The following is a 19511-nucleotide window of genomic DNA, read 5'->3' as shown; positions in this document are numbered from 1 at the left end:
ATTAAGTTTTGCCTTTTTTGCTAAATCCTCAATGCCAATCAAAGAGTGCCGCTAAGTAGTCGCCTCTGCTTCTTGCGCACTTTTATAATCCTCCAAATCCTCTAAATAATTTGCCAATGCCTTTGTGATAATCGCTTCTATTGGCTGTTTCGTATTCTCTTGTGCGAGATGAAGCAAGTTTTGTGCTTCTTTGGATAAGGCGATATTCATTATTTTTCCTTTGCTTCCTTTATTTATTTTCTAGGCATTATAGCAGATTACGATGAAACTTTTACATAAATCATCACGGCTTGCGTGTTAATATTAAATCCCCCAACTTTACCCTTTTCCAAGTGGTTTTATTCATTGCTTGCCTTTGGAGTCTCGTATTGATATTGGAGTTTGATTACACTTTGAATCTCTCCCACAGCGATAGCATCTTTGAGATTATAACCCAAATGTAAAAGCAAGATTTCCAAATCTTTTTGGAATTTTATTTTTGTGGGTTTATTATGAAAAATCTCATTTCTCGCATTGCGGATTTTGTTAATTTTAGTCAGCAAGGATTCTTTTGTGCCATAGGTTGGGAGCATTTGGTTTTTATATTCCTTTGGATTTTTAAACAATGGGGCAAGTTCGCTCCAATGATTGTCTAAAATTTGTTGCAAATCCCCTAGAGAAAAAATATCAAAAACTTCAAAGGTGTTTTTAAAGCTAGAGATTTGTAAATGTCTTTTATCTGTAATGTTTGCGATTTGCCTTAAAAGCTTATTTTCTTTGGCGTTTTGACTTTGGGGTTTTAAAAACCAATCATCTTTATCTTGGTTATATAAGTTTGCGATTTCAACTGCTAATGTGCTACGCAAGGCATTTTCAAAACAATGCAAAAGTAAAAAATGGGCTTGATGAGTTTTGCGCCTTTTGTTGTAGAAACTCATAATAAAATCAAAAAGATTATCTGTATGAAATTTAGGTAAAACAATCTGTGCTTCCCTGCACGCTCCCCATAAATAGCGAAAATGTAAAACTCTTATGCTTTGCGTAATGCGTTTGTCAAAATCAGATGTCAGTAAATGGGGATATTGCGTAAATAAGCCTTTTATTTTGTTTAAATTCTCAATCTCTAGGTTAAAATGTCCCATTTATCCCCTTTGTTAAACTTGTGTTTAGGATAATTATACTATAATCCTTGCAATTCAGAGAGCTTACCGCGATGAATCGTGGGTGCTTGTTGGCTTAGCTGATGAGAGGTTACTCTGAATTTTGTATTTTTATGCTTTTTGCGATTCTTATCACTCTATAATCTTCTACTCTTTCATTTTTCTATCAACGCAAGGTTGGCTAGAATCCTTTTATTTAACGCCTCTTCCTCTTGCATTTGGGATTGCAACTCCTCTTTTAAGCGTGTAAATTCTGTCTCAAAGTCAAAATCTTCCTCACTTTCTTCTAAGCCTACAAATCTGCCCGGTGTCAAAGTGTAGCCGAGTGCGGCGACTTCTTGTAGGGAAGCGGATTTGCAAAAGCCCTTGATGTCGGCATAAGGCGGGGTGGATTCTTTAGAATCTGCAAAATCTGTGCCTTGTGGATTCTGTGCTTTTTGCCACGCGTGGTAAGTTTGGCTTATCCTTTGAATATCCTCTTGCGTGAGAATACGATTTTTGCGATTAATCAACTCGCCACAATTTCTTGCGTCTATAAAAAGGATTTCTTTATTTGTTTTGGAGCGGCGCATAAACCACAGACAAGCGGGGATTTGCGTGTTTAAGAAAAGCTTAGCGGGGAGATTGACAATACAATCAATGAGATTAGATTCTATCAAGTTTTTGCGTATCTCGCCCTCACCGCCGGTGTTGCTTGTGAGGCTGCCTTTGGCAAGGACAAATCCCGCCACGCCTTTAGGGGCAAGATGATAGAGGAAGTGTTGAATCCACGCATAGTTTGCGTTTGTAGTAGGGGGAGTGCCAAACTTCCAACGTCCATCAAGCTTTAAGAGTTCGCCACTATAATCCGAATCGTTAAAAGGCGGGTTGGCGATGACAAAATCCGCTTTTAAGTCCTTATGCGCGTCATTTAAGAAGCTACCCTCGCTATTCCATTTAACTTGTGAGGAGTCAATTTGTCTTATGGCAAGATTCATCTTCGCTAGTCGCCAAGTCGTTTGGTTGCTCTCTTGTCCATAAATAGAAATATCATCAATGCTGCCTTGATGGCTTTGCACGAAAAGTTCGCTTTGCACAAACATTCCCCCACTGCCACAACAAGGGTCAAATACGCGTCCTTTGTAAGGCTCTAGCATCGCAATAAGAAGCTCTACAACGCTTTTTGGTGTGTAAAACTGCCCGCCCTTTTTGCCCTCACTTAGGCAAACTCACCTAAGAAATATTCAAAAATATGCCCTAAAATATCGCTACTTTGGGTGGAATCTCCTTGCAAAGAGAGATTAGAGAGTAAATCAATCAACCCACCTAAACAAATAGAATCTAGATTTTCTTTGGCATAGACTTTGGGCAAAACGCCTTTAAGGCTTGGGTTTTCTTGCTCTATGGTTTGCATTGCATTATCTAAAAGGCTGCCAATATTGCTTTGTTTGGCGTTTTCCATAATGTAGCCCCACCGCGCCTTTGTCGGCACGAAAAACGCATTGTAGGCAAGGTATTCGTCTTTATCCTCCGTATCTCCGCCCTCATTTTGCACTCTTTCAAAAGTAGCTTGAAAGCTATCGGAGATGTATTTTAAGAAAACTAAGCCCAAAACGATATGCTTGTATTCGGCGGCGTCAATGTTTTTGCGGAGTTTGTCGGCGGATTTAAAAAGTGTTTGCGCCAAAGTTTTATAAGAATGTGCCATAAAAACCTCTATACTTTCATTGATTTGATAATCTCACAAAATCCTCTAGCACATCAAAAACGCGTTTAGATTCTATAATGTCTCTTGCTAAAAAATATCCCTCTTTGATACTCTGCGCTTTACCTGCAAGGTATAACGCTGCACCGGTATTAAGTGCAACAAGCTGCGTTTTAGGAGAGCGTAATGACTGGGGTGAAGCAGAAAAAATATCAAGGCTAATGCGCTTATTTTCCTGCACATCTCCTCCACAAAGCTCTGTATAAGGGACAAAATCAAGCCCTATCTCACTTGGATTAAACACATAACTTTTAATCACACCATTATTAAGCTCTGTAATTTGTGTGGGTGCGCAAAGTGAAATTTCATCATAATAATCAAATCCGCTTACAACCATTGCCCTTTTTATACCCAAAATATCAAGTGCGCGCGCCATAATCTCGGTATATGCCTTATCAAATACACCAATAAATTGATGTGTAACATTGGCAGGATTTGCTAGAGGACCGATAAGATTAAAAGCTGTCTTAAAGCCTAGTGTTGCCCTTGCAGGAGCAGCAAATCGCATAGCAGCGTGAAACTTTTGAGCAAACAAAAATGTAATACCAATATTTTTATAAACATCAATACAAGTTTGCACCTCCATATTGATATTTACGCCAAGTGCGCTTAGCAAATCTGCCGAACCAGACTTTGAAGTAATCGCCCTGTTGCCGTGTTTGATAATCTTTACTCCAGCAGCTGCAAGAAGCAATGCACTTGTGGTAGATACATTAAAGGTTTTATGAGGAGAGCCTCCTGTGCCTACCATATCAAGACGCACCTCATTGCTTAGTGGTAAAGGAAAGGCAATGGCTTTTTTCTTCAATACACTTGCAAATCCCGCTAACTCCTCCGCATTCACACCTTTAATCTCAAGGCTTGTCAAAATACTGCCAATTTGCGCATCACTCATATTGCCTTCTGTAATTTCGTCCATTACATCATAGGCTTGTTTAAAGCTAAGATTTTCACCCTTTAGAGTGCTTTTGAGATATTGCTTGATAGGAATAATCTCACGCGTATAGTGCAAGAAATTTAAAAGCATTTTCTCACCCTCTGTTGTGCCAATAGATTCAGGGTGAAACTGCACACCCATTAGCTGATGACTTTTATGCTCAATCGCCATAATTTCTCCATCTTCACTCCACGCGCTCACTTCAAAACATTCGGGCAGCTCGTGTGCTTTACCTACAAGCGAGTGATAGCGCACAATAGGCGTGAGCGGACTAATATGCCTAAAAAGCCCCTTGCCATTATGATGTAGCGGCTCAACCTTGCCGTGTGCGATATTTTTTGCATTGACAATCTCCATTCCAAAAGCCGCCATAATCGCTTGATGTCCTAGACAAATTCCTAAAATGGGATACACACCTTGAAACTCCTGCACGATTTGGATAGAAATCCCTGCTTCTTTTGGTGTTTTTGGACCAGGACCAATAATGATATATTGAGGATTTAGCTCTCTTATCTCTTCAATACTTATCTTATCACTGCGCACTACCTTTATAGGAAAGCCAAAGCGATAAAATGCTTGATAAATATTATAAGTAAAAGAATCATAATTATCAATGAGCAAAATCATTTTTGTTCCTTTAGTTTTTTACTCTAGTCTTTAGGAGCGAGCATATCAAGCATTGATTGGACTTTATTTTGTGTTTCAATAAATTCACTTTTGGGAATAGAATCTTGCACCACACCCGCACCGGAGCGCACATAATACACGCCATTTTGATACACTGCACTGCGTATGGCAATGGCAAAATCCATATCTTCATTATACGTGAAATAGCCTATCGCACCGCCATATATGCCTCTAGCACTTGATTCTAGCCGCTCTATATTTTTTATCGCTTCAATCTTTGGCGCACCGCTTAATGTCCCCGCAGGAAAGGTAGCCTTAAACGCATCTCGTTTAGCAAAACGTTTAGAATCTAGCTCACCTTGGACTTGGGAAACGATGTGCATTACACGCGAATAACGTTCAATTTTATTACGATACACAACCTCTACACCCCCGCCTACACTCACCTTACCTGCGTCATTACGCGCCAAATCAAGTAACATTAAATGCTCACTTAGCTCTTTTTCATCACTCAAAAGTTGAGATTCTAGCTGCTTGTCCTCTGCCACACTTTTACCCCTAGGACGTGTCCCAGCAATGGGGCGCAAAATAAAATTACTGCTTTCATTTTGGCTTTTAAGCCGAATCATAATCTCCGGACTCGCACCCAAAATCACGAAATCATCAAAATCATAATAAAACATATATGGACTAGGATTTTGATGTCGCAAATGCCGATATGCCTGTAATGGCGGCATACTTGAGCGAATCTGCATACTTTGGCTTGGCACACATTGAAGCAAATCGCCCGCATAAATACATTTTTTTAAATCCTCTACCATAGATTCATATTCTGTTTGTGAAGTGGCTTTGATAATCGTATAGGGCATAAAATCAGCACTTTTGTTAGATTTGATAGAATCTTGGGCGGTATCTTGAGCAAAATCCTGCAACAAACGAGGGAGGTTTTTCAGATCGTGCATAATGCGCTCTACACGCTCTTTGGGATTTATATGCTCTTTTTCATACGCATAGCCCACACTTACAATATGCAGCCTATCAAACAAATGATCAAAAACCAAAAAATCTCGCCCAAAGATAAAGCCACACTCTGGAATGCTGTATTCAGCGGGATTGTTGAAGTTAAGATTCTCAATTTCGGCAAAAAACTCATAGCCAATATACCCCGCACCACCAAGGGGCAGAGGTAGATCAAGGGGCAAATCAGACACATTAGAGTAAGTGGGGGAATTAGTGTCGCTAGAATCTACTTCTTGTGGCTGTGGGGCGAGTGTTCGCACAATGGCAAGGGATTCTAAGAAACCGTAATCCTCTGCGTTCTGCTTTTTGCCCTTTGTAATCTTTAATTTTTGCAGCAACGCCGCATCATTCATATATGCGCCTAATGCTTCACGCAGCAATATTTTCTTTCCCTCATACATAAGCCAATGTGCGCCCTGCTCCTTGCAGATTCTAAACGCTTCAGCAAGAATCATAATAGAATATCTATCCTTGCCTGTTTCGTTATAGGCTGATTCTAAAAGCACCTTAGCCTTCAGCGCAAAAAGCACGGAAAGAGGGGTAATCTCATCGCATAAGATCTCTTTGTGCGCTACAAGCGCTTTGTGCGTATTCGTAAAATCAAACATCAGTGCTCCATACTTAAAATTTTACAGAATCTATCTACTTTTTATCTCCACGACTTCAACACCCTCTGGCACTTTAAACACAAAGAGTTTATCATTTAATGTGCCATTGAGTTTGACATTGCTAAATTTTAACACACTCTTTGAGCCCATAGAATCTACAAAGCTTATGCTTTTGGGCTTGTCATTTTTATCCACATAAAGCGTGTATTCTACATTATCCACACTCGTGCGGTAGCTGCCATCTGCTTGTTTTATGGCAGACTTCATAATAGAAATAAAATCACTCTTTGTCCTTAGCCTAGAGTAGCTCACTTGCTCTAAGGCTGGTTCATAAATCATCACCTCGCCATTATTCATATAAATTTCTTTTTTAAGCGGCATTTGATATTCCCATTTGGCTTTGTTTGGGGACTTACCAAAAATCTTTCCCTTATAAAACATATCTATTCCGCCCTCATTTTCTATGAGCTGCTCGAAATCCGCTTCCATACTCTGTATGTTTTCCCCCCACGCAAATGCTATCGCGCAAAAGCCAAACACAAGCAAAAAATAATATCTTAGAATATACATTTTTTAGAATCCTTTGAGTGTTTATCTTGTTTAAAGTTGGCGATTTTACCAAAACTCCATAAAAGTGTGCTAAAATTGCACCTAATTCTTAACTAAAAGGCTACATATGCTACACACTCTTGTTTCAAAATTTCTAGGCTCACGCAACAATAAACTCATTAAACATTATCTTAAAGAAGTCCAAGCCATTAATGCTTTAGAATCTACTTACAATACTCTAAGTGATGCACAACTGCAAGAGGCTTTTATGCAATTAAGAAAACTTATCCAAAATGGCGAAACCTCACTTCAATCAATTCTACACAAAAGTTTTGCAATCACACGCGAAGCAAGCAAAAGAGTGCTAGGTATGCGGCATTTTGATGTGCAACTTATCGGTGGTATGGCACTTAATGATGGACGTATCGCTGAAATGAAAACAGGAGAGGGCAAAACGCTTGTGGCAACTCTTGCAGTATGTCTTAATGCACTCTGTGGCAGGGGTGTGCACGTTGTAACAGTTAATGATTATCTTGCCAATAGAGATGCCAAAGAATTAGAACCACTTTATAATTTTCTGGGCTTTGAAGTAGGTATTATTACAAGTGAAGTCCGCGATGATAATGAACGTTTGCAGGCATATGCGTGTGATATTGTTTATGGCACAAATAATGAATTTGGCTTTGATTATTTGCGAGACAATATGAAATATGACCTTTCTCAAAAAGTGCAAGGAGAGCACTATTTTGCGATTATTGATGAGGTAGATTCTATCCTTATTGATGAAGCACGCACACCTCTTATCATCTCTGGACCTGTTAATCGCACACTTGAACACTACCAGCTCGCCAATAGCGTAGCTCAAAAGCTCAAAAACGAAGAAGATTTTAGCATTGATGAAAAAAATCGCGTTATTCTCCTCAATGAAGAAGGCATTAAAAAGGCTGAGAGTCTTTTTAAAGTAGATAATCTTTATAGTATTGAAAATGCTGCACTCTCTCATCATCTTGACCAAGCACTCAAGGCAAATTATCTTTTTATTAAAGATAAAGACTATGTTGTGCAAAATGATGAAGTAGTCATTGTTGATGAATTCACAGGGCGTTTAAGTGAAGGCAGACGATTTAGTGAGGGATTACATCAAGCAATTGAGGCAAAAGAAAAGGTTGATATTAAAGAGGAAAGTCAAACACTTGCAGATATTACTTTCCAAAATTATTTTCGTCTTTATGAAAAGCTCTCTGGTATGACGGGCACAGCGCAAACAGAAGCAAGTGAATTTTTGCAAATTTACAACCTTGAAGTAGTGAGTATTCCTACAAATGTCCCTGTGCAGCGCAAAGACCTCAATGACCTTATTTATAAAAGTGAGAAAGAGAAATTTAATGCTGTTATTGACAAGATTCAAGAGCTTTACAAAAAAGGTCAGCCTGTCCTTGTAGGAACTGCAAGTATTGAAAAAAGTGAGATTCTGCACGAACTTCTTAAAAAACATAGAATCCCTCACACTGTCTTAAATGCCAAACAGCACACTAAAGAAGCCGAAATTATTAAAGACGCTGGAGTAAAAGGTGCAGTAACAATCGCTACAAATATGGCAGGACGCGGTGTAGATATTAAAATCAACGACGAAATACGCGAACTTGGCGGATTATATATTATTGGGACAGAGCGACACGAAAGCCGCCGCATTGATAACCAATTACGCGGAAGAGCTGGGCGACAAGGCGACCCGGGCATTAGTCAATTCTATTTGAGCCTTGAAGATTCGCTACTTAGAATCTTTGGGAGTGATAAGATTAAGGGCATTATGGAGCGTCTTGGGCTTAAAGAGGGCGAACATATAGAATCTGGACTTGTTACGCGTTCAGTAGAAAGTGCACAAAAAAAGGTAGAAAATCTCCATTTTGAATCACGCAAGCATTTGCTTGAATATGATGATGTTGCTAATGAGCAACGCAAAGCTGTATATAAACTACGTAACGAATTGCTTGATGAAAATTGCTCCCTCACTGAACGCATAGATACAAATCGTGAGCTAAGTGCGCAAATGCTACTCTACAAGGCGCAGATTCTACCCGGCGATGAGAGTGAGCATTTCAACCTTTCGTCTCTTAAAGCACAGGCAAAAGAGGAATTAGGACTGGATATAGGGGATTGCGAGGGTTTAGACTATGATGAACTACTTTCAAAAATTATCACACAAATGAAGCAAGGCTATGAGGAGAAAATGTCTAAGATTCCTAATGAGCAAAGAGCGCAGATTGAGCGCATTATCTACTTGCAAGTGCTTGATAGCTCGTGGCGTGAGCATCTCTATACAATGGATAATCTTAAAACCGGCATAGGATTGCGCGGCTACAATCAAAAAGATCCGCTTGTGGAATACAAAAAAGAGAGTTATAACCTTTTCCTAGAGTTTATAGAGAATCTCAAAATCGAAACGACAAAAATGTTGCATATCATTCAGCTTAAAGAAAAAGAGGAGGAAGAAACCGAGCAAATGCTGCAAAATATGCAAGATGAGCTAGAGGAAAATCTGCAAGATTCACGCATAAGCACGGATTCTACAAATGTAGCAAAACCAAAAATTTCGCGCAATGACCCCTGTCCTTGTGGTAGTGGCAAAAAATACAAACTCTGCCACGGCAAAAGCGGTCCCAAAAAAGGTTTGTTAGCATAATGAAAGCCCTTATTTTCTATCTCTTACCACGTTATTTGCGCTTTGATAAAACACAACCTTTTATTTCTATCACAGCCTTATTGGCGTTTTTTGGTGTAGGCATTGGCGTTATGGTGCTGTGTGTGGCAATGGCGATTATGAATGGTATGTTAAAGGAATTTGAGCGCAAACTCTTTGTGATGAATTACCCTTTAAGCGTGTATTCTACCACGCATTTAGGCGTAGATGATGAGATACTTCAAGCCCTCAAAACGCGCTTTCCGCAGTTTCTTTTTAGCCCCTATTTACGCTATCAGGCAGTAAGCAAGGTAGGCGACACAATGAATGCCACAATGGTTTTTGGTGTGGATATGCACGCAGAATCTAAAATGAATGAAGTCGTAAATAATGCCTTTAAACCTGCTCAATATAGCAATATGAGTGAATCTGCAACAAAAGCCCTCACAAAAGAGAAACAAGATGAAATTGAAAGAATAAAAGAGCAAAATATCACAAGATTCACAGAAAATACATTTTCGATTCTTATGGGGAGGGGTTTTGAGGAGAATTTTGGCTTAGACTTTGGCGATAAGATTGATTTATTTTTTACACAGCTTGAACCAAGTGGCTTTAGCTACACACCTATCAATAAACGCTTTTTGATTGCGGGATTTTTTGAATCTGGGCTAAGGGCATACGATGAGGCTTATACTTATACTAATATTAGTGCATTGCAAAAAATCCGCCGACTAGATTCTGGCATATATGATGGCATACATATTTATACGCCAAGTCCAATGGAGGATATTGATGCAATTAGGCAATTTCTACTTGTCGAGTTTCCAAATCGTGCGGGGGTAGAGGGCTGGTGGCAACAAAATGGTAATTTTTTCTCGGCGTTAGAGCTTGAAAAACGCGCACTTTTTATTGTGCTTATGCTTATTATCGTTATGGCAAGTCTTAACATCATTAGCTCCTTGCTTATGGTTGTGATGAATCGCCGCAAAGAAATTGCATTGCTTCTCTCGCTTGGTGCGAGCAAACAGGAAATTAAAAGCGTGTTTTTTTGGGTGGGAAATACGATTGGCTTAAGCGGTATCGCGCTTGGCGTGGTGCTTACAGGCGTGGCAATGTATATGCTTGATACCTTTCCTATCATCTCGCTTCCTGCTGATGTATATGGTAGCTCAAAGCTCCCACTAGACTTATCACTCTTAGATTTTGTGCGAACGATTTTGGGGGCTATTGTCATTGTATGCCTCTCATCATATTATCCAGCCAAAAAAGCCTCATCAATAGACACATTGCAAGTTTTACGCAATGAATGATATATCAACATCATTTTAAGTAATGTTTAAACAAATAAATCATAGCATACACAAGCATCATCGGTGGTGCTATTTTTCTTTATTAGGAGTTCATTTGAAAACACTTTATGTGGGCAACTTAGTGTATGCGGTTACACGTGATGAGTTAAAAGAGTTATTTTCTCAATTTGGTGAAGTTTCTTCTGTAAAGCTTATTACTGACAGAGAGAGCGGTAAGCCAAAGGGTTTTGGATTTGTAGAAATGGAAGATGAGGCTGCACTTAAAGCCATTGAAGCACTGAATGAAAAGGATTTTCGCGGTAGAAATATGCGCGTGAATGAAGCACGACCACGCGACTAGCAGGTCTAGCAGATTCTATCTTTAGAATCTCACTTGTCCGCCCTTAATTGGGGGTTCATTTCCTAGCAGATTCTAGGGAGTAGCTCACCTTGCGGATACTCCACATAGCTTTTCCCACCCCACGCATTTATCGACATCACTCGAGATTGTCTCTTATCTTCTACCTTGCGCGATACTCTCCCAATTACACAGGCTTTTTGACCCAATGGGTGTGCATACAAAGATTCTAAAACCTTTTTGCTTTCACTACTTGGCACAGCCATTACGCACACACCCTCATTTGCAAGGCTTAACGCGTCAAACCCGAGTATTTCGCACACGCCACGCACCTGCTCAAGTATTGGAATCGTATCTATTTGCACCTCTATTTCCACCATAGCCGCCCTGCTCCATTCATTCAGCACTGCCGCCAAGCCACCTCGTGTCGCATCACGCATTGTGTGAATCTCGCAACCTTTAAGCTGCTCCACAAGTGGATAGAGCTGCGCACAATCGCTTTGCAAATCACTTTGCAAGGCAATCTCATTGCGCTCACAAAATATCACTGCGCCGTGTGTCCCCACAGGCGCACTCACAATAATATCATCACCCTCTTGTATGCGTCCTATATGCCAATCCACGCCCTGCACTTCCCCAATAGCAGTGGTGTTAATATAGATTCTATCCGCATTACCCTTTGGCACAACCTTTGTATCACCAGATAGAATCTTTAAGCCTCCATTTATCGCTTCTGCGCGTATAGAATAGAGAATCTTCTCCAAATCTGCCACACTCAATCCCTCTTCTAAAATAAGTCCTAAGCTTAAATATCTAGGCTTTGCACCACGCATTGCCACATCATTGCTCGAGCCACACACGCTAAGTTTGCCAATATCGCCTCCGGGGAAAAAAATCGGGCTTACCACATAGCTATCTGTGCTTATAGCATACTGCTTACCCCCGCCAAAAATCCCCGCGTCCTCTCCGCCACACACGATAATTTCACCTAGAATCTTATACATCACCTCTTCGATAAGCGCATTAGATTCTACGCCACCACTGCCGTGAGATAGGCTAATATGCGTATTTTTCATTTATCCTCCTTGTGCTACATCAAAATTTTTGCATTCTTGCAAAAGTGCGTAGAGAAGCTGATTTTTTTGCTTACTCCAAAAGTCATAATCACACACGATAAAAAGTCGTTTTTTTGTGCGTGAAATCGCCACATTGAGCGCGTAAAGGGCGTGGGTTTGTCGTGAATCTGTCAAATAGTAATGCAAACTCACGGGAGAAAAAATCACATCATCAAATTCCTGCCCTTGTGAGCCGTGAATCGTGAAGATTCTATCGCGTGGAATCATTTGAGAGAGGGCTTTTCTCTGCTTTACAAAGGGTGTAATTACCGCATATTCCCGCTCTCCTAGCTGCGCACATAGACGCGCACAGGAGCGTACCTCATTCATACTTATATGTTTATCTACCTCGCTTTTGCTCCCACTATCGCACACAAAAAGTTCGATATGTGAATCTGTCCCCCTAAGCCCTATGTGATAAATATGCTTATCAAGCAAACGCGCGAGATTGTTACCATAGCGATGTGTTTTACTCAATGTGCTTAAAGCCATATCTTGCAAAGGAGGCATTGTGTGTCCCTGCTCGTTAAGCAATATAAGCCGCTCTAGCTGCTCTCCCTTACAAAAGCTCTCTAAAAAAAGCGCGGAGAGATTCCAAGTAGATGCGTTTTTGTTCTCCTCTTTTGCTATCTCACTTAGGGGCATTTCGCATACAGGAAAAAGCTGCTTATGGTCGCCAAAGAGTGCCAAAGGCGTATTATCCACACACAAAGCGCAGGTTTTAATGAGCGGTGCATAGGCACATTCATCTAAAAAAATATGATGGAACTGCAAGGGCAGACTTCCATATCGTTTTATGAAACCATCGAGCGTTACGCCCACCACGAGTGCATTTTTAAGGCGACTTGTCAGTGAATCTTCAAAATTAAATAAATCCACGCCCTTATTTTGCTTCATAATATTGGGGTCGCAAGTCTGCGGATAGTCGTTCATATACTGCATTGTGGGCGTTCCTAACCGCAAAATCATACTGCGTTCAAATCCCAGCTCATCAAACTGCCGAATAAGACTCTTTAGCACCTGCTCAAGCGCATTATTTGTTACCGCTACGACTGCCACTTTTTTATCAAGCTTGATATAATGCAAAAGTGCTTCAAAAAGCACTGCTTGAGTTTTACCTGTGCCCGGCGGTCCCCACACATAACTTAAAGGGCTATTTAGCACTTGATTAAGAGCTGCATTTTGCTCCTCACTTAGTCGCTCAATATGAGGAGTGAGGCAAGTTGCGATAGAATTTGGTAAGCCCACGCACTCCCCATTTGTTTCAAAAAAATCAATAATATTTTTTACTAAAAACTTCAAATCGCTAAAAAGTCTCAAGGGCTTTTTTTCTTTCTCTGCTTTTTTTAGAATCTTTGTCATCTTTTCGCTTAGATTCAAATAGAGTATTTTTTGCTTTTTATCATAAGATTCAAGCATTATCTCGCTATCTTCGCCTATCATATATAGATTTTGTTCGCATTCTAAAAGCAAAGCTGCACTAAGCTTCACATCCATATCGCCCACATTATACCTAAGTGTCAAAATAAGCTCACAATCCGTGCATTCATAGTGCCTAATGCTAATCTCGCTTAAACCCAAATCATTCGCACACAAATAATCATAATAAATATGCGCAGCGTTTAGAAGTATGTGCTTAATATCGCTCATTATGACCTTACACCATATTTATAATACGCCGCACACGCCCCCTCGCTACTTACCATACAGCTACCTATCGGATTGCTTGGCGTGCAGGCTTTGCCAAAGACTTTGCAATCATAGGGTTTTGCTACACCTCGCAAAATATCGCCGCAACGACAGGCTTTATTATCAGGGATTGGCTCTTTACTTAAAATATCGCTAAAAATTCTCTCCGCATCAAATGCAGCATACTCATCTCTAAGCCTCAAAGCCGAGTTTGCAATATTTCCAAGCCCTCGCCATTTAAAACTTTCTCTCGTTTGAAAATACTTCTCCACCATCGCTTGAGCTTTAAGATTCCCCTCCATTGTAACTACGCGCTTATATTGAATCTCAAGCACATTTTGTTTGTTTATGGCTTGATTTGTAAGCATATAAATGCTTTCCATTATATCCACAGGCTCAAAGCCACTCACAACAATGGGTAGATGATAATCGCGCACCAAATCTTCATAGATTTTCGCCCCACTTATCACACTCACGTGCGAAGGCGCGATAAGGGCATTCACGGCACATTGTTTAGAATCAAAAATCGCCCTAAGAGGCGACGGCACAAGCACGTGATTAATATGAAAAAACACATTTGTAAGCCCCAAGTCAAGCACTCTTTCTATGAGTGCGGCAGTCATAGGCGTAGTTGTCTCAAAGCCAATAGCAAAAAACACCACACGCTTTGTGGGATTTTCCTTTGCAATCTCAAGCACCTGCATAGGCGAGTAGAGAAAGCGCACATCAGCTCCCTGCGCCCTTGCATCAGCGAGACTTCCATTGCTGCCGGGCACTTTTATCATATCGCCAAGGGTAAGCAAAATCACATTTTTTTGCATTGCAATTTCATAGGCTTGGTTGATTCTATTTTTTGGCATTACGCACACAGGACAGCCCGGTCCGTGGATAAAGTCAATATTTGGTGGTAACACATTCTCTAGTCCATAGCGCATAATGCTATGCGTATGTCCGCCGCATACTTCCATAATATGCAAGGGATATTCTAAAGATGTGGCAAGATTTTTTATCGCTTTTGCATAGGCTAAAATCACCTCTTCATCGCGGAAGTTTTCAATTAAATTGAATGCTTTTTTGCGTTTTAGCATTATATACCCCCCCCCCCCAGAGAATCTAGGGCATTTTGTGGCAACATCAGCCGTTTTTTATGCCAAAGCAAATATATCTTCTTTTTTAGTTGAAAAAGTAGTCTTGAAAATTCCCGCACGATTTTAAAATGAAATGGCACTTTACCCCAACGTTCACCTATCGTGGTAGGCATAGCCACTTCGCGCAATATGGGCTTGATACACACGATAGGCACATTATGGATATAAAACATATCCATATAATCATCTACCGGGCGATACCAACTTTGTGCTAATTGTATAAAAGCTTGTGCGGCGGTGGGCGTGAGATAGTAGCCCTGCGTCCCCGCAACATTTTCAAAAGTGATATAAAACTCCTTACCCAAAAACATCAAATGCGAATGAGCTTTAGAATACATCAATCGCACATATACATACTCACTCTGTGCCACACGCGTAATTTCGCTAAAAAACTCCTCCTCCAACTCCACATCATCTTCTATTACCACAATAGGTTCATTGAGTTCTACACACTTTTGCCACAGGCTATAATGACTTGCAAAACACGCCCTCTCTCCTGCGCTTAATTCTTTGCCGCGAAAAAGGAGGCTTCTTATTTTAGAGTATTGTTTAAAAGATAAATGCTCGTCTTTTTGTGCGTCAATGGCTTCAAAAAATATCACTTCAAAGCCCTTTTTTGCGCCCTCACTTGCGCTATCAAACTGCCTTTGCATAAACTCCTTGCGCTCTTTAGCGCGTTTAAGATTCACAATAAAAATTTTCATCTAGCACCCTCTGCCTCTTATCAATGCCTTATCCATTTGCGTTTAAAATCTCCTCGTCTTCCTCACGCATAGATTCTAGAATCTGCTCATACAGCTTTAAACTCTCTCTCGCGCTCTCCTCATCAATCTTGCTCATCGCATAGCCGATATGCAGCAGCACCCAATCGCCAATATCTGCCTTTTCATCAAGCAAATCCAAGCTTGCCTCGCGTTTGACACCTAATGTATCTACAACTGCCATATTATTTTCTTTCAACTCTATAACTTTAGAGGGGATAGCCAAACACATAGAATCTCCTTAAAATTGATGTTGTGATTGATAATTTTGTGCGCGTTTTTGCACGATAAAATCCCTTAATACTTCAATACTGCCCTTATCTTTAGAGCTTGTCAAAAATAATGGCATATCTGCCTTAAGACGCGCTAAATCCGCCTTGACACGTTCAATGCTAAATTGAAAATGCTCCATTATATCCGCCTTGCTTATAATCACCGCGTCAGCACACATAAACATAGTAGGATATTTCAGCACTTTATCATCGCCTTCAGGTGTGGAGAGTAGCACGAGATTAAGAGCCGCTCCTAAATCATAACTCGCCGGACACACGAGATTGCCTACATTTTCTATAAAGAGATAATCCATTTGCGTAATGTCGCATTGCTTTTGTAGCTCACAAAGGGCAGATTCTATCATTGAGGCTTCTAAATGACACGCTTCGCCGGTGGTGATTTGATACGCGCTCACGCCTTTATCTTGCAGTCGTGCCGCATCGCGATTAGTCTGCAAATCCCCCTCTAAAACGGCAAATCTAAAATCCCCAAACGCGCTTAAAGATTCTAAAAGTGTGGTTTTGCCACTGCCGGGCGAACTCATTAGATTTATCACATACACGCCCAAATCCGCATATTGTGCGCGTAATTCTGCGGCTTTTTTATCGTTTTTGGAGAGAATCTTTTGCGCGATTTGAACCGATTTTGTATTTAAATTTGGATTATTATGTAGTCGCTCATCACGCGCATATGCGCTATTTTCCTGCATTTTTGCTCCTTTTAGATTCTAATGTCCCAAAGACTGCTTGTCCAAAACTTATATTGCTATCATTGCAAGGCAGCTGTGTGTGCATAAAAAAGGGAATTTTATGCGCATTAAACAAAGTGTGGATTCTATCACAAAGAAACTTATTTTGAAACACACCACCGCTAAAATACACTTGAAGCGGTGCTTGTGCCTCCTCTATACCCTCTTTTGCAAGAGTAAGCGCAATATGGGCTAATGTCTCCAAAAAGCGACAGGCTTTTTTCTCCCGTGCCTCCTTGTCTGTAAGGATAGATTCTATAATGCCTTTCAAGCACACGCACCCATTTTCTAAGGAAAAGGCATAAGGTTTAGGCATTGTTTTGTCCCTAACATACTCTAACGCGCAAGATTCTATTAATGCGCCACTCTGTCCCTCGTAAGTTTGAATCTGCAAAAGCCCGAGCAAAAATCCCACCGCGTCAAATATCCTCCCAACCGAGCTTGTAAGCGGATAAGTCCTACTCCTATACGCGCCCTGCAAAAGCCCTAATTCCTCGCTAGAAAAATGCCTATGCAGTATGTCCTGTGCCTGTGGAGATGTAAATAAATCATAGTGTATAAGCAAACTAAGCGCGATTTTACCAATGTCTTTTATTGCACCCTCGCCGCCCAAAAGCGCGTATTCGTCAAAATGCCATAAGCGGCGCATACTCCCCGCATATGAATCTGCCTCATACAAGAAGCACTCGCCACCCCAAATACGCCTATCCTCGCCAAGCCCTGTGCCGTCCCATATAATGCCAAGCGCGTTTTTATCTAATGCCCGCGCCTCGCCCAAAATCGCGTAAAAATGCGCCTTATGATGTGCCAAAGCATAGCAACTCGCTTTGAGGCTTCGTGCCTTTTGCGTGGAAACATAGCGCGGGTGCAAGTCGCACACAACTATTTGAGGCGTTTGCTTATACAAAGTGTTGAAAAACGCACTTACAGATTCATAGCGCATAATAGAATCTACACTCTCCAAATCCCCGATATATGGGCTAATATTCGCTCTATGCCTATTAAGGAAGCAAATGCTTGATTTTTGCTGTGCGCCCACGCCTACAACTAAAGTGTGAGATTCTGTAATGTTAGAATCCATATATTTTGTAGAATCCCCCGCCTCGTGCGATTCTAAATCCTGTGCGCCAGAATGTGTGTAGAGTAAATCAAGCGGGGCATAACCTCGCGCTAGACGCAAGATTCTCATCTCTCCCGCCATAAGACGCACGATACTATCATCACTTGGGTTATGTATCACGCGATTGTAGCTTAGCACCAAATCGGCTATGGCATTGCGTTTGCAAAGCTTCTCTATAAGCTCTCTTGTCTTAGCGATGATTGGCTCACCGGAGAGATTTGCGCTCGTAAAAATAATAGGAGATTCTAACTCATCAAAAAGCAAGTGCATAATGCCATTATAGGGCAAAATCGCCCCCAAAGTCTTAAGATGTGGCGCGATGATATCTAGGGCTCTTTCATCAATAACCCCACCCGCGCGGCAATGTCGCTCAAGTAGCACAATAGGTGCTTGTGGGGAAAGGAGGGATTCTCGCTCTTGGGCTGAAATATCACTCAAAGATTCAATATCGCTTATGCTCTTAAACATCACCGCAAAGGGCTTGTGAGGGCGATTTTTCCTTTTGCGTAAAGTCGCTATCGCCTCTTTATTATTTGCGTCCGCGATGAGATTAAACCCGCCAACACCCTTTATAGCAACGATTTTCCCCGCCTTAATCGCACTTGCCACCGCCCTAATCATCTCATAATCATTTATAGAATCTGCGCTTATTTGCGTACCTTGGCTATCAAAGAGCATAAGTTGTATCGCGCAAGTGTTGCAAGAAATGGGCTGCGCGTGGAATCTACGATTAAGCGAATTGCGATAATCTGCCTCACATTTCGCGCATAGGGCAAAATCGCGCATAGTCGTATGAATCCTATCATAAGGTAGGGCGTTAATGATACTATACCGCGCCCCGCAATCTGCGCAAGTTGTGAAAGCATAGCGATAGAATCTCCCCTGTGTGCGTATATCTGCGAGGCAAGATTCACAAATACGCATATCTTGTGGAAGCAGTATAGGCACAAATGTCTTATTGGCGTGAGATTCTCTAATCTCAAAAACATCGCTTAGGCTTTGCTTCTGGCTTATTGGCGTGATGATATGCTTCACAATCCTTGCATTTGGCGGGGGAGAAGAGAGAATATGTGCTACAAAGACGTCTAGCTGCTCTTTTGTGCCAACTTCAAGTAAAATAAAAAGCCTATCATATTGGTTTTGCACATAGCCCTTTAATCCCATTGTATGCGCGAGGCGATATACAAATGGGCGAAAACCCACGCCTTGTATAATGCCAAAAAGTTCTATTGCATATGTATTTTTCATATACAAAGTATAGCACCTCTTCTCAAATTAAACATCTAAAAATTGGCAAGGACTTTTATTTATCAATATTCTATGCTACAATAAGCGCAATGCAAATTAAAATCTGCTCTTAGATTCTATTATTTCTTAGCAAGAGAGGCTTTTATGCAAGGGAATCCTGCACCGACACTGGATAAACATCGCGTTATCTCCATAGCACTTTTAAATCAATATATCAACATTGATTCGCTTAAAACTTTAAGTCTGCGCTTGAAGCAAAGATTTGCATATTTTGAGATTCTATTATTAAATCCCCATTTTGAGCCCACAGCACAATCTCCAAAAAATAAAAAATATGCTAAAAAGGAAAATATTATTACCCCCCCCCCGAAGCACATACCGCAATTTTAAATAAGGTTGAAGATTCTAAAAATCCCGCAAAAAATAAAAATTCTAGTATAGAGGCACTTCTTAGCTCT

The 19511-nt window shown here is 40.8% G+C and carries 16 protein-coding genes and 1 pseudogene; 4 read left to right on the top strand and 13 right to left on the bottom strand.

Annotation, left to right across the window (positions count from 1 at the left end; translation table 11 throughout):
- Nucleotides 1-51: 51 nt before the first annotated feature.
- From BN2458_RS09865 to lolA, 6 genes and pseudogenes are all read right to left on the bottom strand, one after another.
- On the bottom strand, nucleotides 52-210 hold the full coding sequence (locus tag BN2458_RS09865) for a hypothetical protein (RefSeq protein ID WP_156407277.1): 159 nt from the start codon (nucleotides 208-210) through the stop codon (nucleotides 52-54).
- Nucleotides 211-338: 128 nt separating this feature from the next.
- Nucleotides 339-1121 carry an Abi family protein gene (locus BN2458_RS03140; protein ID WP_058122036.1) on the bottom strand — a complete coding sequence of 261 codons (783 nt, stop codon included), beginning with the start codon at nucleotides 1119-1121 and terminating at the stop codon, nucleotides 339-341.
- Nucleotides 1122-1294: 173 nt separating this feature from the next.
- A pseudogene (locus BN2458_RS10655) lies at nucleotides 1295-2826 on the bottom strand (N-6 DNA methylase).
- A gap of 16 nt (nucleotides 2827-2842) precedes the next feature.
- Nucleotides 2843-4447, bottom strand: coding sequence for a bifunctional anthranilate synthase component II/anthranilate phosphoribosyltransferase (locus BN2458_RS03130; protein ID WP_034342757.1), 1605 nt, complete (start codon nucleotides 4445-4447; stop codon nucleotides 2843-2845).
- Nucleotides 4448-4470: 23 nt separating this feature from the next.
- Nucleotides 4471-6075, bottom strand: a complete 1605-nt coding sequence (locus BN2458_RS03125) for an anthranilate synthase component I family protein (RefSeq protein ID WP_034327669.1) — start codon at nucleotides 6073-6075, stop codon at nucleotides 4471-4473.
- Nucleotides 6076-6105: 30 nt separating this feature from the next.
- The gene (gene lolA / locus BN2458_RS03120) at nucleotides 6106-6645 is read right to left on the bottom strand and encodes a LolA-like outer membrane lipoprotein chaperone (protein ID WP_034327671.1); all 540 of its coding nucleotides are present in this window, start codon (nucleotides 6643-6645) and stop codon (nucleotides 6106-6108) included.
- Nucleotides 6646-6751: 106 nt separating this feature from the next.
- Here lolA and secA point away from each other — a divergent pair, with 106 nt between their 5' ends.
- From secA to BN2458_RS03105, 3 genes are all read left to right on the top strand, one after another.
- A complete protein-coding gene (gene secA / locus BN2458_RS03115) occupies nucleotides 6752-9307 on the top strand; it encodes a preprotein translocase subunit SecA (protein ID WP_034327674.1) in 2556 nt (851 codons plus the stop codon).
- Complete coding sequence (locus BN2458_RS03110; protein ID WP_034342759.1) at nucleotides 9307-10614, top strand: ABC transporter permease; 1308 nt, start codon at nucleotides 9307-9309, stop codon at nucleotides 10612-10614. The genes secA and BN2458_RS03110 overlap by 1 nt, the downstream gene beginning before the upstream one ends.
- Before the next feature lie 94 nt (nucleotides 10615-10708).
- On the top strand, nucleotides 10709-10954 hold the full coding sequence (locus BN2458_RS03105) for an RNA recognition motif domain-containing protein (protein ID WP_034342761.1): 246 nt from the start codon (nucleotides 10709-10711) through the stop codon (nucleotides 10952-10954).
- 62 nt (nucleotides 10955-11016) lie between these two features.
- Here the strand turns inward: BN2458_RS03105 and hypE are convergent, their stop codons facing one another.
- From hypE to BN2458_RS03070, 7 genes are read right to left on the bottom strand one after another with little or no spacing between them, the layout of a single operon-like run.
- Entirely contained in the window at nucleotides 11017-12027 is a 1011-nt protein-coding gene (hypE, locus tag BN2458_RS03100) for a hydrogenase expression/formation protein HypE (RefSeq protein WP_034327680.1), read from the bottom strand.
- Complete coding sequence (locus tag BN2458_RS03095; protein ID WP_034342764.1) at nucleotides 12028-13716, bottom strand: AAA domain-containing protein; 1689 nt, start codon at nucleotides 13714-13716, stop codon at nucleotides 12028-12030.
- On the bottom strand, nucleotides 13716-14843 hold the full coding sequence (gene hypD, locus BN2458_RS03090; RefSeq protein ID WP_034343032.1) for a hydrogenase formation protein HypD: 1128 nt from the start codon (nucleotides 14841-14843) through the stop codon (nucleotides 13716-13718). Before hypD ends, BN2458_RS03095 begins: the two co-directional genes overlap by 1 nt.
- Complete coding sequence (locus tag BN2458_RS03085) at nucleotides 14843-15607, bottom strand: glycosyltransferase family 25 protein (protein WP_064504552.1); 765 nt, start codon at nucleotides 15605-15607, stop codon at nucleotides 14843-14845. Before BN2458_RS03085 ends, hypD begins: the two co-directional genes overlap by 1 nt.
- A 28-nt stretch (nucleotides 15608-15635) precedes the next feature.
- A complete protein-coding gene (locus BN2458_RS03080) occupies nucleotides 15636-15896 on the bottom strand; it encodes a HypC/HybG/HupF family hydrogenase formation chaperone (RefSeq protein WP_034328351.1) in 261 nt (86 codons plus the stop codon).
- Nucleotides 15897-15905: 9 nt separating this feature from the next.
- A complete protein-coding gene (gene hypB / locus BN2458_RS03075) occupies nucleotides 15906-16646 on the bottom strand; it encodes a hydrogenase nickel incorporation protein HypB (RefSeq protein WP_034328350.1) in 741 nt (246 codons plus the stop codon).
- Nucleotides 16633-19053, bottom strand: coding sequence for a carbamoyltransferase HypF (locus BN2458_RS03070; protein WP_052082078.1), 2421 nt, complete (start codon nucleotides 19051-19053; stop codon nucleotides 16633-16635). The genes hypB and BN2458_RS03070 overlap by 14 nt, the downstream gene beginning before the upstream one ends.
- 144 nt (nucleotides 19054-19197) lie before the next feature.
- On the opposite strand from BN2458_RS03070, the gene BN2458_RS03065 reads away from it, so the two are divergent.
- Nucleotides 19198-19443, top strand: a complete 246-nt coding sequence (locus BN2458_RS03065) for a hypothetical protein (protein WP_034342447.1) — start codon at nucleotides 19198-19200, stop codon at nucleotides 19441-19443.
- The last annotated feature ends 68 nt before the right edge of the window (nucleotides 19444-19511 follow it).

The sequence above is a fragment of the Helicobacter typhlonius genome (assembly GCF_001460635.1).
Taxonomy (GTDB): domain Bacteria; phylum Campylobacterota; class Campylobacteria; order Campylobacterales; family Helicobacteraceae; genus Helicobacter_C; species Helicobacter_C typhlonius.
Note: the sequence above shows the minus strand (reverse complement) of the source record. Positions and strands in the feature narration are given on the sequence as shown.